The organism is Lentzea sp. HUAS TT2 (assembly GCF_051853195.1).
In the GTDB taxonomy this organism is placed as follows: Bacteria; Actinomycetota; Actinomycetes; order Mycobacteriales; family Pseudonocardiaceae; genus Lentzea.
Genome location: NZ_CP196667.1, coordinates 4,164,163 through 4,186,109 on the forward strand (window position 1 = coordinate 4,164,163; position 21,947 = coordinate 4,186,109).

The 21,947-nt window shown below is 68.7% G+C and carries 28 protein-coding genes; 16 read left to right on the forward strand and 12 right to left on the reverse strand.

Going from position 1 to position 21,947, the window contains the following annotated elements:
- Nucleotides 1–12 precede the first annotated feature (12 nt).
- The 4 genes from ACSHWB_RS20950 to xrtP all read right to left on the reverse strand — a co-directional run bounded on the left by ACSHWB_RS20950 (nucleotide 13) and on the right by xrtP (nucleotide 3,230).
- Nucleotides 13–675, reverse strand: a complete 663-nt coding sequence (locus ACSHWB_RS20950) for a hypothetical protein (RefSeq protein ID WP_439663692.1) — start codon at nucleotides 673–675, stop codon at nucleotides 13–15.
- A gap of 10 nt (nucleotides 676–685) precedes the next feature.
- Complete coding sequence (locus ACSHWB_RS20955; protein WP_439663693.1) at nucleotides 686–1,258, reverse strand: biotin transporter BioY; 573 nt, start codon at nucleotides 1,256–1,258, stop codon at nucleotides 686–688.
- Between the two features lie 86 nt (nucleotides 1,259–1,344).
- Nucleotides 1,345–2,667, reverse strand: a complete 1,323-nt coding sequence (locus tag ACSHWB_RS20960) for a glycosyltransferase (RefSeq protein WP_439664638.1) — start codon at nucleotides 2,665–2,667, stop codon at nucleotides 1,345–1,347.
- 44 nt (nucleotides 2,668–2,711) lie between these two features.
- Nucleotides 2,712–3,230, reverse strand: a complete 519-nt coding sequence (gene xrtP, locus ACSHWB_RS20965; protein ID WP_439663694.1) for an exosortase P — start codon at nucleotides 3,228–3,230, stop codon at nucleotides 2,712–2,714.
- Nucleotides 3,231–3,525: 295 nt separating this feature from the next.
- Between xrtP and ACSHWB_RS20970 the strand changes: the two genes are divergently transcribed.
- From ACSHWB_RS20970 to ACSHWB_RS20985, 4 genes are all read left to right on the forward strand, one after another.
- A complete protein-coding gene (locus tag ACSHWB_RS20970) occupies nucleotides 3,526–4,290 on the forward strand; it encodes a choice-of-anchor P family protein (RefSeq protein WP_439663695.1) in 765 nt (254 codons plus the stop codon).
- A gap of 15 nt (nucleotides 4,291–4,305) precedes the next feature.
- The gene (locus tag ACSHWB_RS20975; RefSeq protein WP_439663696.1) at nucleotides 4,306–4,497 is read left to right on the forward strand and encodes an LPXTG cell wall anchor domain-containing protein; all 192 of its coding nucleotides are present in this window, start codon (nucleotides 4,306–4,308) and stop codon (nucleotides 4,495–4,497) included.
- A 69-nt stretch (nucleotides 4,498–4,566) separates the two neighbouring features.
- The gene (gene wecB / locus ACSHWB_RS20980) at nucleotides 4,567–5,739 is read left to right on the forward strand and encodes a non-hydrolyzing UDP-N-acetylglucosamine 2-epimerase (RefSeq protein ID WP_439663697.1); all 1,173 of its coding nucleotides are present in this window, start codon (nucleotides 4,567–4,569) and stop codon (nucleotides 5,737–5,739) included.
- A gap of 211 nt (nucleotides 5,740–5,950) precedes the next feature.
- Nucleotides 5,951–6,619, forward strand: a complete 669-nt coding sequence (locus tag ACSHWB_RS20985; protein ID WP_439663698.1) for a hypothetical protein — start codon at nucleotides 5,951–5,953, stop codon at nucleotides 6,617–6,619.
- On the opposite strand, the gene ACSHWB_RS20990 is transcribed toward ACSHWB_RS20985, so the two are convergent.
- Nucleotides 6,616–7,155 (reverse strand): isochorismatase family protein, encoded by a 540-nt coding sequence (locus ACSHWB_RS20990; protein ID WP_439663699.1) that lies wholly within the window; start codon nucleotides 7,153–7,155, stop codon nucleotides 6,616–6,618. The genes ACSHWB_RS20985 and ACSHWB_RS20990 overlap by 4 nt on opposite strands.
- Nucleotide 7,156: 1 nt before the next feature.
- Nucleotides 7,157–8,440 carry a nicotinate phosphoribosyltransferase gene (locus ACSHWB_RS20995; RefSeq protein ID WP_439664639.1) on the reverse strand — a complete coding sequence of 428 codons (1,284 nt, stop codon included), beginning with the start codon at nucleotides 8,438–8,440 and terminating at the stop codon, nucleotides 7,157–7,159.
- A gap of 79 nt (nucleotides 8,441–8,519) precedes the next feature.
- Between ACSHWB_RS20995 and clpS the strand changes: the two genes are divergently transcribed.
- The 3 genes from clpS to ACSHWB_RS21010 are packed head-to-tail and all read left to right on the forward strand — an operon-like array spanning nucleotide 8,520 to nucleotide 10,281.
- Nucleotides 8,520–8,819, forward strand: coding sequence for an ATP-dependent Clp protease adapter ClpS (gene clpS, locus ACSHWB_RS21000; protein ID WP_439663700.1), 300 nt, complete (start codon nucleotides 8,520–8,522; stop codon nucleotides 8,817–8,819).
- Complete coding sequence (locus ACSHWB_RS21005) at nucleotides 8,816–9,373, forward strand: DUF2017 domain-containing protein (protein ID WP_439663701.1); 558 nt, start codon at nucleotides 8,816–8,818, stop codon at nucleotides 9,371–9,373. Before clpS ends, ACSHWB_RS21005 begins: the two co-directional genes overlap by 4 nt.
- Nucleotides 9,370–10,281, forward strand: coding sequence for a P1 family peptidase (locus ACSHWB_RS21010; protein ID WP_439663702.1), 912 nt, complete (start codon nucleotides 9,370–9,372; stop codon nucleotides 10,279–10,281). Before ACSHWB_RS21005 ends, ACSHWB_RS21010 begins: the two co-directional genes overlap by 4 nt.
- 268 nt (nucleotides 10,282–10,549) lie before the next feature.
- On the opposite strand, the gene ACSHWB_RS21015 is transcribed toward ACSHWB_RS21010, so the two are convergent.
- Genes ACSHWB_RS21015 through ACSHWB_RS21025 form a run of 3 tightly spaced genes read right to left on the reverse strand, consistent with a single transcriptional unit; the run spans nucleotide 10,550 to nucleotide 11,803 of the window.
- Nucleotides 10,550–10,969, reverse strand: a complete 420-nt coding sequence (locus tag ACSHWB_RS21015) for an SRPBCC family protein (protein ID WP_439663703.1) — start codon at nucleotides 10,967–10,969, stop codon at nucleotides 10,550–10,552.
- The gene (locus ACSHWB_RS21020; protein ID WP_439663704.1) at nucleotides 10,966–11,466 is read right to left on the reverse strand and encodes an SRPBCC family protein; all 501 of its coding nucleotides are present in this window, start codon (nucleotides 11,464–11,466) and stop codon (nucleotides 10,966–10,968) included. Before ACSHWB_RS21020 ends, ACSHWB_RS21015 begins: the two co-directional genes overlap by 4 nt.
- The gene (locus tag ACSHWB_RS21025) at nucleotides 11,459–11,803 is read right to left on the reverse strand and encodes an ArsR/SmtB family transcription factor (RefSeq protein ID WP_439664640.1); all 345 of its coding nucleotides are present in this window, start codon (nucleotides 11,801–11,803) and stop codon (nucleotides 11,459–11,461) included. Before ACSHWB_RS21025 ends, ACSHWB_RS21020 begins: the two co-directional genes overlap by 8 nt.
- Nucleotides 11,804–11,912: 109 nt before the next feature.
- Between ACSHWB_RS21025 and ACSHWB_RS21030 the strand changes: the two genes are divergently transcribed.
- From ACSHWB_RS21030 to ACSHWB_RS21040, 3 genes are read left to right on the forward strand one after another with little or no spacing between them, the layout of a single operon-like run.
- Entirely contained in the window at nucleotides 11,913–12,323 is a 411-nt protein-coding gene (locus tag ACSHWB_RS21030; RefSeq protein ID WP_360040144.1) for a M67 family metallopeptidase, read from the forward strand.
- Nucleotides 12,324–12,354: 31 nt separating this feature from the next.
- Nucleotides 12,355–12,627 (forward strand): MoaD/ThiS family protein, encoded by a 273-nt coding sequence (locus ACSHWB_RS21035; protein ID WP_030479225.1) that lies wholly within the window; start codon nucleotides 12,355–12,357, stop codon nucleotides 12,625–12,627.
- An 8-nt stretch (nucleotides 12,628–12,635) separates the two neighbouring features.
- On the forward strand, nucleotides 12,636–13,586 hold the full coding sequence (locus ACSHWB_RS21040) for a PLP-dependent cysteine synthase family protein (RefSeq protein WP_093598711.1): 951 nt from the start codon (nucleotides 12,636–12,638) through the stop codon (nucleotides 13,584–13,586).
- A gap of 183 nt (nucleotides 13,587–13,769) precedes the next feature.
- Here ACSHWB_RS21040 and ACSHWB_RS21045 read toward each other — a convergent pair whose 3' ends face one another.
- Complete coding sequence (locus ACSHWB_RS21045; RefSeq protein ID WP_439663705.1) at nucleotides 13,770–14,630, reverse strand: SMP-30/gluconolactonase/LRE family protein; 861 nt, start codon at nucleotides 14,628–14,630, stop codon at nucleotides 13,770–13,772.
- 33 nt (nucleotides 14,631–14,663) lie between these two features.
- Between ACSHWB_RS21045 and ACSHWB_RS21050 the strand changes: the two genes are divergently transcribed.
- Genes ACSHWB_RS21050 through ACSHWB_RS21065 form a run of 4 tightly spaced genes read left to right on the forward strand, consistent with a single transcriptional unit; the run spans nucleotide 14,664 to nucleotide 17,218 of the window.
- Nucleotides 14,664–15,275, forward strand: coding sequence for a rhomboid family intramembrane serine protease (locus tag ACSHWB_RS21050; RefSeq protein WP_439663706.1), 612 nt, complete (start codon nucleotides 14,664–14,666; stop codon nucleotides 15,273–15,275).
- Between the two features lie 11 nt (nucleotides 15,276–15,286).
- Nucleotides 15,287–16,036, forward strand: a complete 750-nt coding sequence (murI, locus tag ACSHWB_RS21055; RefSeq protein WP_439664641.1) for a glutamate racemase — start codon at nucleotides 15,287–15,289, stop codon at nucleotides 16,034–16,036.
- A gap of 1 nt (nucleotide 16,037) precedes the next feature.
- Complete coding sequence (locus ACSHWB_RS21060; RefSeq protein ID WP_439663707.1) at nucleotides 16,038–16,805, forward strand: MBL fold metallo-hydrolase; 768 nt, start codon at nucleotides 16,038–16,040, stop codon at nucleotides 16,803–16,805.
- Complete coding sequence (locus ACSHWB_RS21065) at nucleotides 16,802–17,218, forward strand: OsmC family protein (RefSeq protein WP_439663708.1); 417 nt, start codon at nucleotides 16,802–16,804, stop codon at nucleotides 17,216–17,218. Before ACSHWB_RS21060 ends, ACSHWB_RS21065 begins: the two co-directional genes overlap by 4 nt.
- On the opposite strand, the gene ACSHWB_RS21070 is transcribed toward ACSHWB_RS21065, so the two are convergent.
- Nucleotides 17,176–17,670, reverse strand: a complete 495-nt coding sequence (locus ACSHWB_RS21070; protein ID WP_439663709.1) for a DUF2231 domain-containing protein — start codon at nucleotides 17,668–17,670, stop codon at nucleotides 17,176–17,178. The genes ACSHWB_RS21065 and ACSHWB_RS21070 overlap by 43 nt on opposite strands.
- A gap of 49 nt (nucleotides 17,671–17,719) precedes the next feature.
- On the opposite strand from ACSHWB_RS21070, the gene rph reads away from it, so the two are divergent.
- A complete protein-coding gene (gene rph / locus ACSHWB_RS21075) occupies nucleotides 17,720–18,487 on the forward strand; it encodes a ribonuclease PH (RefSeq protein WP_439663710.1) in 768 nt (255 codons plus the stop codon).
- Nucleotides 18,484–19,083, forward strand: a complete 600-nt coding sequence (rdgB, locus tag ACSHWB_RS21080) for an RdgB/HAM1 family non-canonical purine NTP pyrophosphatase (RefSeq protein ID WP_439663711.1) — start codon at nucleotides 18,484–18,486, stop codon at nucleotides 19,081–19,083. Before rph ends, rdgB begins: the two co-directional genes overlap by 4 nt.
- Here rdgB and ACSHWB_RS21085 read toward each other — a convergent pair.
- Nucleotides 19,080–21,944: an NACHT domain-containing protein gene (locus ACSHWB_RS21085; RefSeq protein WP_439663712.1), complete on the reverse strand. Its 2,865-nt coding sequence runs from the start codon at nucleotides 21,942–21,944 to the stop codon at nucleotides 19,080–19,082. The two genes, rdgB and ACSHWB_RS21085, sit on opposite strands and share 4 nt — an antisense overlap.
- Nucleotides 21,945–21,947 lie beyond the last annotated feature (3 nt).

The window sequence follows — 21,947 nt, forward strand, 5'->3', positions numbered from 1 at the left end:
CGGCCGAACCGGTCACGTCGTTACGTCGGCCAGGATTCGGTCGAACAGGTCGAGGGACGCTGCCGCGTGCGAGACCTTCAGCGGGACTTCCGCGCCGCGCCTCGACGCGACCAGGTCCAGGATCGGCAGGTCGGGCCAGCGGGCGGCGGCCAGTTCGCCTGCACGGGACTTGCCGACGATCTCGCCGGTCCGGATGGTGTGCCACAGCCTGGCCGGGCCGAGGCCCACCCACAGCAAGGAGTCGCGCGGGAAGGCCGCTTCGGGATCCAGCGTGGGGAGTACGGAGCGGAGGCGATCGAAGTCGAGCTTCCAGTAGTCGACCAGGTTCGAACGGCAGTACGCCTCGACCTCAGCAGCAGTGCCGGGACAGGTAGGCCGTGCGCCGCGCACGGTCTGGCCGACGGTGCGCAACTGTTGCCACAGCACGGGAGTGATCTCACCGGCCAGCGGCGTCACGTCGAAAACCGGCTTCTCCAACGAACCCGCCGGAACCACGGCGACGTCGGCGCCCTCGAATGCGGGCACTTCGGCGGGTGAAGAAAGCTCGATCACGATGTCCAGGTCCGAGTCGGCGACGACGTCGTCCAGCACGCGCGACCCATAAACGTGCGCGCCTGCCACAAGACCCGGCAGGCGCGCATCCAAGAACGACAGGTACTCCCCAGGTGTCACCACCCGGTCCAAACTACCTCCGGCGCACCAGCGCCCAGGCTCCCGGCAGCACACCCGCGGCCAGCGCGATCTTCAACGCGTCCCCGATCAGGAACGGCAGCACGCCCACGGCCAGGGCCTTGCCGAACGACATGCCGGTCGCCGCCATCAGCCACGGCACGCCGACGGAGTAGATCGCCAGGTTGCCCAGCGCCATCGTGCCCAGCGTGCGCAACGGGGTGCGGTCGCCGCCGCGGCCTGCCAGGTAGCCCACCAGGGCGCCGGCGAACACGAAGCCGACGACGTAGCCGAGCGAGACCGGGACGCCGGACGAGCCGCCCTGGAACCACGGCACGCCCGCGACGCCCGCGATCAGGTACAGGAGCATCGAGGTCGCCCCGCGCTGCCAGCCCAGGGAGGCGCCGACCAGCAGTGCGGCGAACGTCTGGCCCGTCAGCGGGACCGGGCTGCCGGGGATCGGCAACGCGACCTGAGCGGCGAGGCCGGTGAGGGCGGCGCCGGCGACGACCAGCGTGAGGTCGCGGGCCAGCGCGCCCGGCACGAAGTCGGCCAGCACGGTGCGACGAGGCGCGAGTGCGAGAGTCACGGTTCCCTCCCAGACGGAATCGAGTGAACCGAGGTTAACCAGACGAGCTCGAGAACGTCTTTGTTCGATCTCCACAAAGTGACCGGTCACACATCGAGGGCGACCTTGCCCGCCACCCTGTCCTCGTTGCGGCGCGTTTTGGTCCAACCGTTGTTGCCGCGCACCAAGCGGATCAGCGCGCGCCACGAGGTGATGTAGAAGGTGTAGATGTACAGCGCGTAGCCGAACCCGTACGCGATGGATTTCCAGAAACCAACGGGCACACAGCGTGCGCGGTACACCGGTCCCCACAGGACGAACGGCATGAGCCCGAACGCGCCGTACACGGTGAAGAGGATCCACGCGCCGTCGAAGAACCACGTGATGACTTCAGAAGGCGACATCGCGAACCGGTACGCCATCATCGCCATCGGAATCGGGTAGATGAGCGTGCCCAGCAACTGCATCCACGGTTGCGCGAGGTAGTACATCATCTCCGCCGCGCCCAGCGTGGTCAGGTGGTCGGAGTCCCAGATGCGCCGCAGATAACGCATGCACTGCATGGTTCCCTGGCCCCACCGGGTGCGTTGCGCGAGGAACCGCCGCAACGAGTAGAGCGCCTCCTGGTTCACGTGCGTGTCCAACGAGAAACCGGTGTGCCAGCCCTCGGTCAGCAGGTGCACGCCGAGCTCGAAGTCCTCCAGCAACGAGCCGCGCCACGGGCTTCCTGTCGGCCCGGCGATCGAGTCCAAAGCGGACAGACGGGTGAACTGGCCGTTGCCGCCCATCGAGATCGTGCCGGTGGCCCCGCGCGACATCTGGATCGCCGCGATGGCCGTGCGGAACTCCAGGTCCTGCATGCGCACGAGCCCGGCACCGAACGCGCGCCGCCACCACGTCACGCCGGGTTGCCGCTGCCCCGCGTTGATCATCCGCACGTCCACCTGCACGGCGCCGATCCGCGGGTTGCCGAAAAGATGTTGTGCCGCACAGACTTCCAGGCAGTTCGGCGCGGGACGGCCGTCGGCGTCGACGACCACGATGATCGCGCGGTCGGGGTCCGCGCGGCGGCCCATCCACATCTTCAACGTGCGGTAGGCGTCGTTCAGCGCGTTGCCCTTGCCGGTGCGCGCGTACGGGCGTTGGCGTTGCACGAGATGGATCTGCGGGTCGCGCACACCGCCGTTGCGCTTCAAGGTCCGCACGACTCCGGCGGTGCGGTCGTCGGAGTCGTCGTCGATGACCCACACGTGCGCCATGGGGAAGGTCCCGCGCAGGTACCGGATCGTGTCGCCGATGACGGCCTCCTCGTCGCGGCACGGCACGAAGAAGTGCCATTCCAGCGACGAAGGATCGCCCAGGGGCGCGGGTTTGCGCCGCAGGTACGGGATCACGATCACGAACACGTACGTCACGAAGGCGACGCTCATCGTCAGCGCGAGCGCCTGCGTGAACCCGAGGACGAGGTCGAGGCTCACTTGCGCGTGGCCAGCCAGACGAACGCGACCAACGCGGCCGCGCCACCGAACACGCTCACCATCGAACCCAGCAGGGTATGGCCCCAGTAGTACCCGGTGTCCACGCCGAGCCACTGCACCAGACCCACCAGCGTCAGCACGCGGAACTGGTTGACGACCACGACCGCGAGCGCGGCGATGCCCAGCGCGAACAGCACGCGGTTCTGGATGCGCGGGCGCAGCGCGATCATCACCGCGCCCACCACGATCAGCGGCAGCACCAGGAACGCGGACGTGCACTCCGGTGTCATCCGCAGGCCCAGCGGGGTGTCCGAACCCAGTCCGAAGTAGACGGTCTGGCGGTCGGGGACCACGTGCACGCCGTACGAGCTGATGACGCTCAGGACCGCGCCGGACAGCGAGATCTCCGCCGTGCGGTACAGGCGGTGTGCGAACACGAGTCCCGCGGCCACCGCGAGCAGGACGACCACCGTCACCCGGCTCGGGAACGTGGCGCGGCGCAGGGCAAGCGTCACCCGAGGATCCTTTCCACCGATGAGGGAGCGCCCAGACGGGCTACTTGACGTTCCATCGGTAGACGCAACGTCATCCCTCAGCCCCGGATCGGGTGATGCCGTAACCGGAAATTGATCAAAAACACCACGATGGGTGGCGCCCACTGGGCGAGTCGAGTGGTCGTGTCGCCCGATACGGGGAGTAACCCTCAGTTCCCTCGAAAGAAAGCCGATGCCGGTAATTGCCCCCGGAAAGCGTGAAACCAGATTGGTATCAACGCGCCTTGGGGCCGGAGGAATCAAGGGAAGGAGTTTCATGCGTGTCCGAATGACGGGACTGGCTGGAGTCATCGCGATTGCCGCACTCCTGGTCGGTGCCGCTCCTGCTTCTGCCGCTCCGGGGGACGCCTCGGCCTACGGTGCGAAGCTCAACGTGACGCTGCTCGGCAACCCCGCGGTCAACGCGGAGCCGTTCGCCGCAGCCAATGCGAACGGGCCCACCACGAACTCGTTCGCAGGCGTCGACCTCACCGGGATCCTGAAGACCGGTGTCATCAACGCCGCCGCGTCACGAGACGAGAACTCCGGCGGCGTGTACTCGCGGGCGAGCACCGCGGACGTCCGGGTCGACCTGCTCTCCAAGGTCACCGGCAAGATCTCCGCCGAACTGGTGGAGGCGGAGTGCACGGCGACCCAGAAGGGTCTGTCCGGCAAGTCGAAGCTCGCGGGCGTGAACCTCGGCAAGCTCGGCCAGGTCAACGCGGATCCGGCGGCCAACACCAAGCTCGACGTCCAGCTGGCCGGCGTCAAGATCGCTGAGGTGATCTTCAACGAGCAGGTCAAGAACAACGACGGCAGCCTGACGGTCAACGCGATCCACATCAAGCTGCTGCAGGGCGTGCTCGGAGGCATCGGCACCGGCGACGTGATCATCTCGTCCGCCACGTGCGGTCCCGCCGGCCTGCCCATCCCGATGGCGTCGGGGGCGGGCCTGTGGATCGGCCTCGGCCTGCTCGGTGTCGTCGCCGCTCCGGTCGCGTTCGTGGCGCTGCGCCGCCGCGCGTCGCTGAACCCGGCCTGACCAGGAGAGCGGCAGATGTACAAGGTCCCCGGAACCGGCGTGGGTGTCGGCACGGGCGTGGGTGCCCTCGCGGTCACCGGCGCGGACGTGACGTGGTGGATCGTCGCGGGAATCGTCCTTCTCGTCGCGGGTGCGTTCCTCATGCACTCGGCGCGGAAGCGGCGCCGAGCGATCCCCGTCCAGGCCAGACCGAATCGAGCTGGCTGAATTGGTCCGCCTGGGGTTGCCCCCGGCCCCAGGCGGACCTCCCGCTCTCTCCCCCGAGAAGAGGACACGGTGAGCAAAGAGGTTCTGTTGGTGGCCGGCACCCGGCCAGAAGCCCTGAAGATCGCCCCGGTCGCCGTCGCGCTGAAGGGGCACCCCGGCCTGCGTCCCACGATCGTCCACAGCGGACAGCACGGTGACATGGTCGACCAGGCGCTCGCGGCGTTCGACCTGGTGCCCGACGTGCGGCTGGACGTGCCCCGCGCCACCGGGACGCAGGCCGAGCTGGTCTCCCGCCTGTTACCCGAGTTCGACGCCGTGCTGGAGGAGCGCGACCCGGCGGTCACCCTCGTGCAGGGCGACACCACCACGACCCTGGCCGCGGCGCTGGCGTCGTTCTGGCGCGGCATCCCCGTGGCGCACCTCGAAGCCGGTCTGCGCACCGGTGACCTGTACGGCCCGTTCCCCGAGGAGGGGAACCGGCAGATGATCTCCCGCATCACCTCGCTGCACCTCGCGCCGACCGACGACGCCGCGAACGCGCTGAACACCGAGTCCCTGCCGGACAGCCACATCGTCGTCACCGGCAACACCGTCGTGGACGCCGTGCAGCGCGTCGCGGCCCTGGACCTCCCCGCGTCCAGCCCCGATCTCGCCGCCCTGGAACGCACCCTGGACGCCACCGGTGGCCGGCTCATGCTCGTCACCGTGCACCGCCGCGAGTCGTGGGGCCGCCCGCTCATGCGCGTGCTCAACGCCGTGCGCTCCATCGCCGACCGCCACCCCGACCTGCACGTGCTGATCCCCGCGCACCCGAACCCCGGTGTGCGCGAACAGGTCGTGTCGCTGCTGGGCGGCCACGAGCGCATCGTCATCACCGACCCGCTCGCCTATCCGGACCTGGTGCGCGTGCTGCGGCGCTCGGCGCTCGTGCTGACCGACTCCGGTGGCATCCAGGAGGAGGCGCCGACGTTCGGCGTGCCGGTGCTGGTGCTGCGCGAGACCACCGAACGCATGCTCGCCGTCGACGCCGGGTGCGCCTGGCTCGTCGGCACCGACACCACCCGCATCCTCGCCGAGGCGGGCTGGGTGCTCGGCTCCCGGCTGCGGCTTCCCCTGGGGCGCAACCCGTTCGGCGACGGGCGTGCCGCCGTGAGGGTGTGTTCCGCGCTGGAGAGGCTGGCAGGTCTCCCCACCGCCCTGCCGCGCCGGGAGCCGTTCGCCACGCTCGCCGGGGTGCGTTAGATCCCGTGAGATTCCGGTCAATTCCAGTGGCGAAAGCGGGTGATTTTCAGCTTAATCGTGACTTCCTTTGGTGACGAACAGCTCGCCGGTCACCAGTTCGGGTAATTGCGATTCCACGAACGGGTGACATGGGGTGCCGGGCTGCCGTCATCACGGGACAGCACCACGATTATCGGGCGGTGGGAAAACGAACACAGGCGAGAGGACCGAAGTGCGCAGGAGTTTGATCGCCGGGGCAGTGGTCGCGTTGACGTTCGCGACAGCCGCTCCCGCGTTCGCCAGCAACCCGCCCGGCAGGGCGTCGTCGGGTTCCGCCGACTTCGCCAAGGCGGACCAGACGTTCAAGGTCGCCCCGCTCGCGGTGTGCGACGTGAACCCGGACGCGGCGGGCACCGTCACCGGCGCCAGCCCCGCCGTGAGCAGGACCGGGCTCAGGATCGGTGAGACCGGCTCGACGTGCACGACCGAGGTCGTGGACGCCTCCCAGTTCCTCACCAGGACGAAGTCGGTGGCCAAGGGGACGGGCTTCGACCTGTCCGCGCTCGCCGGGCTCTCCGGCGGGAACAAGGGGCCGCGGCTCAAGATCGCCGAGTGGACGGTCAACTGCGACGCCGACGAGAAGGGCACCAGCGCGGGCTGGGAGCTCAAGGGCATGTCCGGCTGGACCGGGCTGCCGAACCCGCTGCCGTCCGGTTACGTGCACGAGGTCAAGGCGGGCAACGGAACCGTGCTGGCCAAGGCCAAGTTCACCGACACGGTGTTCCCGGTGCCGAACGACGGCAGCCTCAGCATGACGTTGCTGAAGATCACCTTCGAGCCGTCGTCCGGCTACACCGGCAGCATCACCGTCGGCACGGTGGCCTGCTCGCCGACTCCTTAGGCGACGGCGACACCCGCGGCGAGCAGCTCCTCAACGGCGGCGTCGCGGGTCGTCGGGGCCACGGCGGCGGTCAGGTCGACGAGCACCCTCGTGCGGAAGCCGTTGCGGTGGGCGTCGAGGGCGGTGGCGCGGACGCAGTGGTCCGTCGCGATGCCCACGACGTCCACCTCGGTCACGCCGCGCTCGGTCAGCCAGCCCGCGAGGTCGTTCTCGGCCTCGAAACCCGAGTAGGCGGCGGCGAACCGGCCCTTCGAGAAGACCTGCTCGATGCCGGACACGTCCAGCTCCGGGTGGAACGACGCACCGGGCGAGCCGGCCACGCAGTGCACCGGCCACGAGTCGATGAAGTCCGGCGTCAGCGAGAAGTGCGAGCCCGGGTCCACGTGGTAGTCGCGCGTCGCCACGACGTGGTCGTAGGCCGAGGTGGTGATGTGCTGCGAGATGGCCGCCGCCACGGCCGCACCACCCGCCACGGCCAGTGAGCCGCCTTCGCAGAAGTCGTTCTGCACGTCGACGACGATCAGTGCCTTGGTCATGTCAGCTCTCCAGGTAGATCGTCGGGATCGCGGGCTCACCGCGCGAGAGCTTGAGGCCCTCCCACGGCACGCTCACCAGAGCGGCGCGCAGGCGTTCGCGGTTCTGCTCCAGCGTGGGGACCTCGTCGGTGACCTGTCCTGCACGCATCAGCGGGATCTGCACGAGCTTGTCGTACGGGCCGAGCTCGGGTTCGGCGGAGGCCTGGAACACGACCTCCTCGAGCGCCGTGCCCGTGTCCTTGTGGCGCCGCAGCGCCTTCTTCCAGCCGCCGCGCGACTGCTTCGACGTGCTGCGCTTCTCGACGTGCCTGCCGTCGACCTCGACCAGCTTGTAGACCATGCCCGCGGTCGGCGCGCCGGACCCGACCACGACGGACGTGCCGACGCCGTACGCGTCCACCGGCTCGGCGCGCAGGGCGGCGATCGAGTACTCGTCCAGGTCGCCCGACACGACGATGCGGGTGTTGCGGGCACCCAGCGAGTCGAGCTGGTCGCGGGCCTGGCGGGCCAGCACGCCCAGGTCGCCCGAGTCGATCCGGATGGCGCCCAGGTCGGGCCCGGCGACCGCGACCGCGGTCTTGATGCCCTCGGTGATGTCGTAGGTGTCGACCAGCAACGTCGTCCCGGCGCCCAGCGCCTCGACCTGGCTGCGGAACGCCTCCTCCTCGGAGTCGTGCAGCAAGGTGAACGCGTGCGCGCACGTGCCGGCCGTCGGGATGCCGTGCCGGCGCCCGGCCTCCAGGTTGGACGTCGCGGTGAAGCCCGCCAGGTACGACGCGCGGGCGCACGCCACGGCGGCCTCCTCGTGCGTGCGGCGGGAACCCATCTCGATCATGCGACGGCCGTTGGCGGCGGTCACCATGCGAGCGGCGGCGGACGCGATCGCGCTGTCGTGGTTGAGGATCGAGAGCGCGAGCGTCTCCAGCACGACGCCCTCGGCGAACGACGCGCGGACCGTCAGCACCGGCGAACCGGGGAAGTACAGCTCGCCCTCGGGGTAACCGTCGATCTCGCCGGAGAACCGGTAGTTCGCGAGCCATTCCAAGGTGGAATCGTCGACCACGGCGTTGCGGCGCAGCTGGTCGATCTCCTCCTCGCCGAAGCGGAAGTCCGCGATCGCGTCGAGCAGCCTGTTCACGCCCGCGACCACGCCGTAGCGCCGTTCGTTCGGGAGCCTTCGGGCGAAGAGCTCGAACACACACGGACGGTCACCAGTGCCGTCACGCAGAGCGGCCGCGAGCATGGTGAGCTCGTAGTGGTCCGTGAGCAACGCCGTCGAGTTCATGGTCACCAACCCTAAGGTCGCATCCGGTTTACCCGCACGCGGTCTCCGTCACTGCGGCGAACATGACACCATTGGCGGTATGACCACGCCCGTCGAACAGGAACGGACGCAGCCGGAGTCCGTCGGCGAGGAAGTCGCCGCCGAGGACCGACCCTGGCAGACCGTGGTCTGGAACGACCCGGTAAACCTGATGTCCTACGTGACGTACGTGTTCCAGAAGCTGTTCGGCTTCAGCAGGGATCATGCGACCAAGCTGATGCTCGACGTGCACCACAAGGGCAAGGCGATCGTGACATCGGGCACCAAGGACAAGGTGGAGGCCGACGTGGCGAAACTCCACGCGGCAGGACTCTGGGCGACCATGCAGCGGGCCTCGTGAAGAGGTGGATCCGCGACGGCGACGTCGTCGTCGGCCGGCTGGATCGGCAGGAGGCCGCGGTCGTGCGCGGTCTGGTCAGCCAGATCCAGGACATGCTGCTGGCCCGCGCCGAGGAGGCGCCCCAGGACGAGCTCGCGGAGCTGACGGGCATCAGGACAGGCCCGTCGGAGGCTCCCGACGACCCGATCCTGGGCAGGCTGCTGCCCGACTTCCACCGTCTCGACGACGACGCGCCCGACCCGGACGAGGTCAACTCGGCGGCGGCGCTGCGCTCGTTGCACGAACCGGAGCTTCTGGACCACAAGACGGCCGCGGCCGAGACAGTGCTCAAGACCTGCTCGCCCGACGGCGGTGAGATCCGGCTGACGATCCCCGAGGCCGAGGCCTGGATGGCGTCGCTCAACGACGTCCGCCTGGCCCTGGGCACCGCGCTGGACGTCACCGAGGACATGCCGGACGAGCTGCCGCCGGAGGACCCGAGGTCTCCGCACCTCGGCGTCTACCACTGGCTGACCTGGGTGCAGGACACCCTGGTCGAAGCGATGATGCCGTGATTGAAGGCGTCCTCGTCGGCCACCACCACCGCGTCGAACCGGGCTGGGCGACGGGGACGACCGTCGTGCTGGTGCCGGCCGGCGCGGTCGGGGCCGTCGACGGCCGCGGCGGCGCGCCCGGCACCCGTGAGACCGACCTGCTGGACCCGTCGAACCTGGTCCAGCAGGTGCACGCGGTGTGCCTGTCCGGTGGCTCCGCCTACGGGCTGGCGGCCGCGGACGGCGTCATGCGCTGGCTCTCGGAACGTTCGATCGGCTTCCAGGTGGGTGCCCAGCCGCACCACGTCGTGCCGATCGTGCCCGGCGCGGTGATCTTCGACCTGCCGATGTCCGAGTGGGGCAACCGGCCGGACTCGTCGTTCGGCTACGCGGCCTGCGAGGCGGCCTCTTCCGAGTTCGAACTGGGCTGCGTCGGCGCGGGTGCCGGTGCGCGGGTCGGTTCTTTGAAGGGCGGTGTCGGCACCGCTTCGACGACGGTCGGCGCGCACCAGATCGGCGCGCTGGCCGTGGTGAACGCGGCCGGTGAGGTCGTCGACCGCGCGTCCGGCCTGCCGTGGCTGCCGGCTCTGGGCACCCAGACGGTCACGCTGCCCGAACGCAAGCCCGACGGCCTCAACACCACGATCGGTGTGGTCGCGGTGGACGCGGATCTGTCCAAAGCGGAGTGCCGGCGGCTCGCGATGGCCGCGCAGGACGGGCTGGCCCGCGCCGTGCGTCCCGCGCACTCGATGTTCGACGGCGACACGGTGTTCGCGCTCGCCACGGGTGCCGTGCCGCTGGCAGAGCCGCGGGTGTTCGCGCTGGACGCGCTGTGTGCCGCCGCTGCCGAGGTGTTCGCCGACGCCGTGGTGTCCGGTGCGCGCGAGGCGACGTCGTTGAACGGTGTCACGGCTTTCCGCGACCTCTGAGCCTGTTTCCAGCAGTCGTGTCCGCTACTAGCCCGAGCGGCCCCGCCCCTGGCTCTGCTGGCGTCTGCAAGTACCACCAACTCAACATCAACAGGCACTTTTCTACCGCCAACAGGCTTGCGGGGCCCAAAAGGGACGGCGCCTGTTCGTCAGGCGGCGAACAGGTTGGGTGTGGTTGACGGCGATTCGATCAAGAGTTGGTGGTACTTGCAGACGCCTCGGCGCCAACCAGGACACGAGGTTCCGGACAAGACTTCCGGCCAGGTGCTCAGGCGTTGTCGATGTAGGCCTTGAAGTTGTCGAGGTTGCGTTCGGACTGCTCGCGCAGCGACTTCTCCAGCACCCTGCGACCCAGCCTGAGCAGGCCGGACAGCTCGATCTCGCTGTCGCACACCAGCTTCGTGGTGCCGGCGTCGATCGCCGAGTAGCGGTTGGTGATCGTGTGAACCATGCCGCGCGTCTCGTAGCGGGAGACGCGCACGTCGGCGGTCGCGGCCAGGACCGTCTCCTCCAGCTTGAACTTGCGATACGTCAGGGTCGCCGTCGAACCCGCCGCGCCAGGGGTCTCGCTGTGCTGGGTGATGCGGACGAGGTCCGGCTGCCAGTGGTGGACGTGCGCCGGGTCGGACGTGAGCACGCGGACCTGTCCGATCGGCTTGTTCAGCACGACCTCCTTGGTGAACCTCATCCGAGCACCTTGACCCATTCCCCGGCGAGCTGTTCCGCCAGTGCGTGCGCCGCGGCCAGGTCCTCCGGCGCGGAGGCGGCGATCCAGTCCAGGGCGCGTCCCTCCGGGAGTTCGCCGGCGAGGTACTTCTCCAGGGCGACCAGTCCGAGCTCCCAGCCGACGCCGGTGCCGGGGACGAACTCGCCGGGCATGGGGGAGTGCGTCAGCGTGAGGACCGTCGAGTCGCCGTCCGCGTCGAGCCGCACCAGGACGTCGGTGTTCATCTCGCCGATCTCCCAGGTCAGCACGATCTCGCTGGGCCGGTCGCAGCGGACGATCTCGCCGCCCGCGTTGCCCTCCAGCTGGTAGCGGCCGCCGGGCCGCAGTTCGCCGCTGATCGGCAGGAACCACCTGACCAGGCGTTCCGGCGTGGTGATGGCGTCCCAGACGTCCTCGCGGTCGGCCTTGTAATGCCGCCGGATGACGAGCTTCTCGTCGTCGTAGGCGCGGTCAGTCATCCTCTGCCTCCAGTCTGCGTTCCCGTTTTCCGCGCGCCAGTTCGGTCGCGAGCGCGTCGAGGTGCGGCTCCCAGAACCGCCGGAAGTGGTCGAGCCACGTGTCGATCTCCCGCAGCGGGTCGGGCGCCACCGCGTACAGCCGACGCGTCCCGGCCGGTCTGACCTCGACGAACCCGTTCGACCGCAACACCTTCAGGTGCTGTGAGACGGCGGACTGGGTGATGCCGAACTCGGCCTGGACGACTTCCCCGACGTCGCCCGCAGCCCGCTCACCACTGGCGAGCAGCTCCAGGATCCGCCGGCGCACCGGGTCTGCGAGTACGTCGAACGCGTGCACCGGGCCACTGTAGTAGTCGCCACTAATATAAGCCAGCGCTAAATCAAGCTGCGTGACGCGGGTATCTCGCATACCGAGACAACTCCGGCCAGCCCGTAGGATTGAGCGCGTGCTGGTGATTCGCCGTGACCTGGTGGACGCGATGGTGGCCCACGCGCGCCGCGACCATCCCGACGAGGCGTGCGGGGTGATCGCCGGGCCGTTCGGGTCCGACCGCCCTGAGCGCTTCATCGAGATGGAGAACGCGGAGCGGTCGCCCACGTTCTACCGGTTCGACGCGGCCGAGCAGCTCAAGGTGTGGCGTGGGATGGACGCGAACGACGAGGTGCCGGTGGTCATCTACCACTCGCACACCGCGACGGAGGCGTACCCGTCCCGCACCGACATCTCGTTCGCGGGCGAGCCGGAGGCGCACTACGTGCTGGTCTCCACGCGTGACCCGATCGAGCACGAGCTTCGGTCGTACCGCATCGTCGACGGTGTCGTGACCGAGGAACCGGTCAAGATCGTCGAATCCTGAGTTGCACCCGTTTCCCGGAGGTAGAACCACCATGGCAGTCACCGTGTCGATCCCGACCATCCTGCGCACCCACACCGGGGGCGAGAAGTCGGTGTCCGCTGCCGGTACGACGCTCGCCGAGGTCATCGACGACCTGGAGAACAACCACGGCGGCCTCAAGGCCCGCCTGGTCAAGGAGGGGACGCTGCACCGGTTCGTCAACGTCTACGTCAACGACGAGGACGTGCGCTTCTCCGGTGGCCTCGCGGCCGAGGTGAAGGACGGCGACAACGTCACCATCCTCCCGGCTGTCGCGGGCGGCTGATCTTTCCCATGGCCCGCTACGACTCGCTTCTGGACGCGCTCGGAGGCACGCCGCTGGTGGGCCTGCCGCGCCTGTCGCCGTCCGAGAACGTGCGCATCTGGGCGAAGCTCGAGGACCGCAACCCGACCGGCTCGATCAAGGACCGGCCTGCGCTGGCCATGATCGAGGCGGCGGAGCGGGACGGCGTGCTGCGTCCCGGTGCGACGATCCTGGAGCCGACGTCCGGCAACACCGGCATCTCGCTCGCCATGGCCGCGAAGCTCAAGGGCTACGGCCTGGTGTGCGTGATGCCGGAGAACACCTCGACCGAGCGCAAGCAGCTGCTGCAGGCGTACGGCGCGCGCATCGTGTTCTCGCCCGCCGCCGGCGGGTCGAACCAGGCCGTCGCCACGGCGAAGGAGATCGCCAAGCAGAACCCGGACTGGGTCATGCTCTACCAGTACGGGAACCCGGCTAACGCGGAGGCGCACTTCCGCGGCACGGGGCCGGAGATCCTCAAGGACCTGCCGGAGATCACGCACTTCGTGGCCGGACTCGGCACGACGGGCACGCTCGTCGGCGTCGGGCGGTACCTGCGCGAGGCCAAGCCGGACGTGCAGATCATCGCCGCCGAGCCCCGCTACGGCGAGCTGGTCTACGGGCTGCGCAACCTCGACGAGGGCTTCGTGCCGGAGCTGTACGACGAGTCGGTGCTGACCGGGCGGTACTCGGTCGGCTCCTACGACGCGTTGCGCCGCACCCGGCAGCTGCTGGAGACCGAGGGCATCTTCGCCGGCATCTCGACGGGGGCGATCCTGCACGCCGCGCTGGCCGTGGCGCAGAAGGCCGAGGTGGCGGGGAAGGCCGCGGAGATCGTGTTCGTGGTGGCGGACGCGGGGTGGAAGTACCTGTCCACCGGCGCCTACGCCGGAACCCTGGACGAGGCGGCCGCCAAGCTCGACGGCCACCTCTGGGCGTGATCGGTTACAGCTCGATCGGTTTCAGGGCGCCCTTCCAGGCCAGATCCTCACTCATGTCGCATCCCCCAGATGCTCGTGCGGCCGGTGGACTCGTGGTAGTTCACCGGCTGGCGGCACTCATCAACTGACGTTGATCCGCTCAGTGATCATAACGCGCTCGCGCGTGCCCGGACCAGCGATCGGTCAGCCGTTGAACGCCACACTCGGCACGCCCTGCCCGGCACCGGGCAGCACCAGCACGGAGCCGTTGAGCTGCCGGTCCATCAGGACCTGGTCCGAGAGCCCCGTGCGGGCGGACGTGACGTAGAGGTCGGTGAAGTCCGGGCCGCCGAAGCAGCACGCCGTCGGGTTGTCGACCGGCAGCGCGATCTCGCGGTCGAGCTCACCTTCAGGCGTGTAGCGGCGCACGGCGTGACCACCCCACAACGCGACCCACACACACCCCTCGGCGTCCACGGTCAGTCCGTCCGGCCAGCCGTCGGTGTTGCCGACGTGCACGAGCGGGCGGCGGTTCGCGACGGTGCCGGAGGCGTTGTCGAAGTCGAGGACGTCGATGCGGCGGGTCGGCGTGTCGATGAAGTACATGAGCTTCGAGTCCGGGCTCCAGCCGACGCCGTTGCTCGTGTTCACCTTGTCCACCATGACCTTCGCGGAGCCGTCGCCGGTGACCCTGGCGAGCCAGCCCTCGTCGGCTGCCTGGTCGTAGCGCATCGTGCCGGCCCACAGGCGGCCGGACGGGTCGATGCCCGCGTCGTTGCCGCGCACGCCCTCGCGGGCCCAGTAGACGAGCCAGCTCTTGGCGCCGTCGCGGTCGATCAGCGCGATGCCGTCCCGCAGGTTGCAGACGATGCCGCCCTGCGCGCGCGGCTTGGCGGCGCCGACGTGCTGGGGCACCACGAGCACCGCGTCGTCGTCCCGCGCGGGTGCGTACCGGTGCACCTCGGAGGCGAGGATGTCCACCCACAGCAACGTGGAACTGCCGTGGTCCCACGTGGGTCCCTCGCCCAGCTGGGCGGACGCGCGTACCGCTACTTCGATCGACACCCAACCACCCTAATCGGCACGTACCCTGGACACGTGGACCGCACCGCGCTCGCGAAACGGGTAATACCGCCGCATCCAGTGCTGTCGTTGCTCGTCGTGGCGGGGTTCGTCGGCTTCCTCTACGCCGTCGAGGCCTTCGACGTGGCGACGGGTGGCTCGCTGGAGGGCGACGGCGTGCGGCCGCGCGACTTCAGCCAGTGGGACAACCTGATCTGGATGCCGTTGATCCACGGCGACTGGAGCCACCTCACCGGCAACGCCGTTCCGTTGCTGCTGCTCGGGTTCCTCGCCACCTCAGGAGGGCTGAAGCAGTTCTTCCAGGTCACCGCGGTGATCTGGCTTTCCTCCGCGCTCGGTGTGTGGGTGTTCGGCAGTCCCGGCAGCCACATCGGCGCGTCCGGGCTGGTGTTCGGGTTCCTCGCGTTCCTGCTGGTGCGCGGGATCTTCGCGCGCTCGTGGCTGCAACTGGTGATCGCGGTCGGCGTGTTCGCGCTGTACGGCGCCGCCCTGTGGGGTGTGCTGCCGGGCCAGCCGGGGGTCTCGTGGGAAGGCCACCTGTTCGGCGCAATCGGCGGAGTTGTGGCTGCGTGGGGTGTGTCTCGTGACAACCGGCGCACCAGCGCACCGGCTACATTCACGGCGTGACGATCGGGATCATGGACTCGGGCGTCGGCGGCCTCACGGTCGCCCGCGCGATCATGGATCAGCTGCCGGGCGAGTCGGTCCACTACATCGGCGACACGGCGCATGGACCCTATGGGCCGCTACCGATCGCGCAGGCGCGCAAGCACGCGCTGGAGATCTGCGACCAGCTCGTGGACGAAGGCGCGAAGATGCTGGTGATCGCGTGCAACACCGCGTCGGCCGCCTGCTTCCGCGACGCCCGTGAGCGCTACGACGTGCCGGTGGTCGAGGTGATCCTGCCCGCCGTGCGCCGCGCGGTGCGGACGACCCACACCGGACGCGTCGGCGTGATCGCGACGGTCGGCACGATCAACTCCCACGCCTACCAGGACGCGTTCCAGGCCGCGCGCGACGTGACGGTGACGGCGGCGGCCTGCCCGCGGTTCGTCGACTTCGTGGAGCGCGGCATCACCTCCGGGCGTCAGGTGCTCGGGCTGGCGCAGGCGTACCTGGAACCGTTGCAGCGCGCCGAGGTCGACACCGTGGTGCTCGGTTGCACGCACTACCCGTTGCTGACCGGCGTGATCCAGATCGTCATGGGCGAGCACGTGACGCTGGTGTCGAGCGCCGAGGAGACGGTGAAGGACGTGGTGCGGCTGCTGACCGAGCGCGACGAGTTCGCCTCCGAGCCCGCGCTGCACCGGGTGACGTGCACCGGCCCGCCCGAGCGGTTCGCGAAGCTCGCCGCCCGGTTCCTGCCGACCTTCGAACAGTGGGGCTGATGTGCTGCTGACCGTGCTCGGCTGCTCCGGCAGCATTCCCGGACCAGGCGCCGCGGCCTCGGGTTATCTGCTGGAGGCCGACGGGTTCACGCTCGTGCTGGAGTTCGGCAACGGCGTGCTGTCGCGGTTCCAGGAGGAGCGGCCGCTGTTCTCGATGGACGCGCTGGTGCTCTCGCACCTGCATCCCGACCACTGCGTCGACGTGTCTTCTCTTTACGTGGCGCGGAAGTACCACCCTTCGCCGCCTTCGAGCCCGCTGCCCGTCTACGCGCCGGCCGAGGCGCACTCGCGGTTCGTCGCCGCCTACGCACCGAACGAGGCCGAGCGGTCGACGTTGGACTTCAGCGACGTGTTCTCGTTCCAGGGGCTGGGTGCCCCGGTCCAGATCGGACCGTTCGCCGTGGAGTCGGCCGTGGTGGCACATCCCTGCGAGGCCTACGGGTTCCGGATCTCGCACGGTGGCGTGTCGCTGGCCTACACCGGGGACAGCGGGCCGTGCGACGCCCTGGACTCGCTGGCGTCCGGCGCCGACGTGCTGCTGAGCGAGGCGAGCTGGACGCACGCCCCCGACCGGCAGCCGGACCTGCACCTGTCCGGACGCGAGGCGGGGGAGCTGGCCGCGCGGGCGGGGGCGGGCAGGCTGCTGATCACGCACGTGCCGCCGTGGACGTCGCGCGAGGACGTGCTGGGGGAGGCCCGGTCGGCGTTCGGCGGGCACAGTGAGCTGGTCGTGCAGGGCGGCCGGTACGAGGTGGGGGAGCGGACATGATCAACGTGGAGCGCGTCGGCGAGCACGAGTTCGTCGCTTCCAACGGGCGTGGCGCGTCGGTGCGGATCGGGCGCAAGGGCCAGGAGGGCTCGTTCAGCCCGGTGGAGCTGCTGGTCGCCGCCGCCGCGGGATGCGCGATGGTCACGTCGGAGACGGTGATCCTGCGCCGGACAGGCGGCGATCAGCTGACAGCGGAGGCGGACGCGGTGCAGTCCGAGAGCGGCAACGAGGTGCTGTCCATCCCCGTGACGCTCTCGTACGACCTGTCCGCCGTGGACGACCCGGAGGCGCTCGAGACCGTCGTCCGGCGCGCCGTGGAGCAGTTCTGCACGGTCACGCGGACGTTGAAGCAGTCGGCGACGGCGCCGCTTCAGCTCCCGGTACCCCTCCAGACCGCGCCCGACCCGCTGTGACCGGTGCGCACGGTCTGCACCGTCGTCCCGACCGCGAGCAGCACGACCAGCACGGACACCACGACTGAGATCACCCGCCACGTCTTCGTGGTGGGTGCCTCCGCCGCGCGTTCGCGGTCGGCGAGCCGTCCCGCGACCAGCAGCGCGATCACCGCGACCCCGAACCCGAGCGCGATGGGCAGCAGCATGTCGCCGAGGTCCGCGTGCACCTGGATGGCGGGGTTCTGCACGCCGTTCTGCGCGAGCGCGGCCTGGAGGTCCTCGCCGGCCTCCTTGGCCACCGGGACCGCGGCGACACCGGCCAGCGTGACCCCGAGAACGGGCCACGCGTACCTGCGCCGCCAGGCCGGGACCAGCGCGATCGCGACCGAACTGAGCGCCGCGAGGGGCAACAGCACGACCACCGCGTGCACCAGCAACGGGTGAAGCGGAATACCGTCGATCGTCAGCATGTCTCTCCCTACGCCATGGCGCTCCGCAGGGTTCATTAGGGTAGGCGCCGTGGTGCGAACCGACGGCCGAAACGACGACGTGTTGCGTGACATCCGGATCACGCGTGGATATCAGACCTGGCCCGCGGGCTCGGTCCTGATCGAGTTCGGGAACACCCGCGTGCTGTGCGCCGCGAGTGTCACCGAAGGCGTGCCCCGATGGCGTCAGGGCTCCGGCCTCGGCTGGGTGACCGCCGAGTACGCGATGCTCCCCTCAGCCACGCACAGCCGCAGCGACCGCGAGTCCGTGAAGGGCCGCATCGGCGGCCGCACGCACGAGATCTCGCGCCTGATCGGCCGTTCCCTCCGTGCCTGCATCGACCTCGCCGCCCTCGGCGAGAACACCATCGTCATCGACTGCGACGTGATCCAGGCCGACGGCGGCACCCGCACCGCGGCGATCACCGGCGCCTACGTGGCCCTCGCCGACGCCGTGACGTACCTCGGCGCCGCAGGCCGCCTGGCCGACCCGTCACCGCTGTCTTGCGCGGTGTCCGCCATCTCGGTCGGCGTGGTCGACGGCCGCGTCCGGCTGGACCTGCCGTACGAGGAGGACTCGCGCGCGGAGGTCGACATGAACGTCGTCGCCACCGACGCGGGCACGCTGATCGAGGTCCAGGGCACCGGCGAGGGCGCGACGTTCGCCCGCTCCACTTTGGACCGCATGCTCGACGTCGCCCTGCAGGGCTGCGCCGAACTGAACCGCCTGCAGGCCGCGGCCCTGGCTCAGCCTTACCCCGGCGTCCTGCCGGAGCCCAAGTCCGGTGGGCGCAAGTGAAGCTGCTCCTGGCTTCCCGCAACGCGAAGAAGCTCCGCGAGCTCCAGCGCATCGTCGTGGCGGAGGAGCTGTCCGGCATCGAGGTGCTGTCGCTTTCGGACGTCCCGGAGTTCCCCGAGGCGCCCGAGACCGCGCCGGACTTCGAGGGCAACGCCCTGGCCAAGGCCCGCGACGCCGCTGCCGCCACGGGCCTGGTTTCTGTTGCGGACGACTCCGGGCTCGCCGTTGACGAGTTGAACGGCATGCCTGGGGTGCTGTCTGCTCGGTGGTCCGGTCGTCATGGCGATGACGACGCCAACCTGGACCTGTTGCTGGGGCAGCTCGGCGATGTGCCCGATGAGCGTCGTGGTGCGGCCTTCGTGTCCGTGGTCGCTCTCGTTGTGCCCGGCGGCGACGAGGTGGTCGTTCGCGGGGAGTGGCGTGGCACTTTGCTGCGGGCTCGTCGTGGGGCCAACGGGTTCGGGTACGACCCGATCTTCGTGCCTGAGGGGTATGAGGTCACTTCGGCGGAGATGACGGCGGAGGAGAAGGACGCGGAGTCGCACCGGGGCCGCGCGTTGAAGCTCCTGGTCCCGCACCTGCGCAAGCTGGTCTAGCCGACCCACTTCACCTTGACGTCGGGGCCGAGTTCATCGACCCCGACGTAGGTGCACCGCCGACGTAGCTGCAAGGTCATCGATCGGTCGCGCAGTTGACGGACGTCGATCGGCTTGTCGCCCGTGAGTGAGAGAAACTCCAAGGTCGGCAGTGCGGAGAGGATCTCCGGATCACTCCACCCCCGGCAGTACAGGGCCTTCAGCTCAGGCACATCATTGAGCACACTCGGGTCACAGCCGGGCGCCAACTCGCTGAGATGTAGGTAATCCAGTGATTTGTAGCGTAAGAAGTCGAGACTTTGCCACAGCTCGTCCTGGTATAAGCCAAGCGACGAGGTGTCTGACGAGAGTTCGATGTTCGTGTAGCGCTCGGCACCCACCAGATAAAGCAGTTCCGGTGTCTTCTGAGCTAGCGGGGCGAGGTCGATCTCGCCCCGCGTCCAGCAGTAGAGAAGGCGTATGGGTGGCAGGTTCTCGGTAAAGCTCAGGCTCGGCTGCCATTCGTTCGACGGCAACCAGATATCCAGACTGGTCAGGTGCTGAAGACGTGCAAGGTGCGGGAACAGCTTGGTCGACTCGACCTTGGCCCTCCCGTTGTACAACGGCGCGTCAGCCAGAACTTCCTCTGCGTATCGCTGAACGTCGAAACTCAGCCAGGCATCGATCAGCGATTCCTGGACGCTCAGTCGCGGATCATGTGCATACCCGGCGAGCTTGGTCATTGCCTCCGGCGAACCGACCAACACAACGCTTCGCACTGTTGCCACGGCCACAGCATCGGTGAGTTCTTCGAGCGATGTTGGCAAGTAGCGGAGTACGCGATGGCCGATCGTGGCCAGGGACGTGGTCTCCTTTTTGCTGCGAGGCGGTACCAGCCGGTCCCTGATGATCGTGTCAAGCCGATCGCACACGTCAGCGTCGGCATCGCGGATGGTTTCCAGGCATGCGGCGGCGAGCAATCGCAGCCGGCGTGCCCTGCGGGGTTCGCGGTCGGCACGGTTCAGCACCTCGGTGAGGAGTTCGGTCACCTGAGACCGCTGGCCGTGCCCGCAGGCCAGCACGATCGTCTGCGTCCAGGAGTCCTGATGGGCGTGTGCGATCAGAGTCTCGACCTGACCGTCCTGCATCGCCTCCTCTCCGGCGAGGTACTCTTGAAATGTCCTGTGCACGAAGTCGACTCGCCCTGGGACGGGTTCGCGTATTACCCCACTGCGTTCCAGTAGATGCGTGAGCACAGCCTCGGGCTCTTCATCGACATTGGGCATTGAGCGAATCTTGCGCGTTACGTGCTCGCGAACCTTCGTGGTGGACAACTGGGTCAGGCCGCCCAACTGCAGACGCCAGGCCAGGTCCCGCAGCAACACCGTCTTGTCCGAGGTAGTGAGGATCCGGGCGATGCCGCGCTCCGCGTCGCGAAGGTCCAACAGCATCGTCAGTGCCGCCGAGTACAACTCCATTCGACTTTGCGGCAGCTCGGAGACCCTGCCCAAGTTCAGTGCACACAACATCGCGCACAGCAGAGGCGAGGACGCCAAGCCCTGCAGATGCTGGCGGCTTTCAAGTTGGGTAACCAGCCGTCGCTGAGCTTCTTCTGGCGCCCCTGCGGCTTCGTGCCAGCGTTGAAGGAACATCTTCACGTTGCCTGGGCTCATTTGCTCCAACTCGACGGAGGAGAAACTCAGTTCTGCCAACCACTTCTCATCAGCGGCCGCAGGGCGCGCCGTCACCATGACGTGAGCCAAGGGAAACACCTGGAGGAGTTCTCGCAGCCACTCGCGGACCTTCGGACGCTTCTGCAGCAGCACCTCGTCAACGCCGTCGACGAGCAGAAGTCCCTTGCCCGTCTGGAGAACACGGTGAACCCAGCCGGACGGCATGATTCCGGCCAGCCACCCGGTGACGAACTCCTCCGGTTTGATGGGCAACGGATCCTCCGCGTACCTGCGCAGGCGGATCGGGAACGGCACCATGCCGTTCCACTTCTGCAGATTGCCGGTGAACCCGCTGCGAGCAGCAGTGACAGCTAGCCAGTCGAGCAGTGTCGTCTTGCCGGAGCCCGCTTCGCCACGAACAAAGGTGCGGGAGACGAGTGCCGACTCGACGCGCACTCCCGAATGCGCGTGTTGATCGGTTTCGCTGAACCAATTGCCGCGCCGCCGTTTCTCGCCTGTCACGGTGAGGCTCAAGTAGGCAACGCTCAACGCGAGGCGTGGGCGGTCCTTCATCGACAGGCCCAGAAGTTCGAGGCGGTCCAGGCTGGCCCCGATATAACGCAGGTACTCGTCGCGGAACTCTTCGTCGTTGTCCGTTCCCTGTGGCGCGTAGAGCGAGGTACGGGGGAGCCGGGACAGGACGTCGTCGAGCATCGCCGCTTGGGCAGTGGCTCGGGAGAGGACCTCGGCCAGGGCTCGGGGTTGGAACGAGGGCAGGTTCCTGATGATCTGCACCAGGTAGCGGCAGGACTGGTCCAGCGCGACCTCGTAGCAGCGGCCCAGGTCCGCGCGTGGCAGTGAGCGGCGGATGCGTTGGGCCAAGACCTCGGGGTCGGCGTCGTCGGCCAGGAGGGCGGCATCGGAGAGGTCGATGGACGACAGCGCCTCCTCCACAGCGGACAGGGAGGAGGCGATGTCGTCGTCGGTGAAGCGTTCCAGGGCCGATTCCAGTTGTTCGGTTACCTGGTGGCCGATGTGTTCGACCAGGGTGTTGAGCTTGGCTCGTTGGGTGGGCTTGGAGAGTTCCGCCGCGGCCAGTTCCGTGAGCGACATGGTGCGCTCGTCGGTGTGGCTTGCCAGCCACTCGGTGGCGGCGCGCATGGCTACAGACTGGCCCAGCTTGGAGACAGCTTGGATTTCTAAGCCCACCCA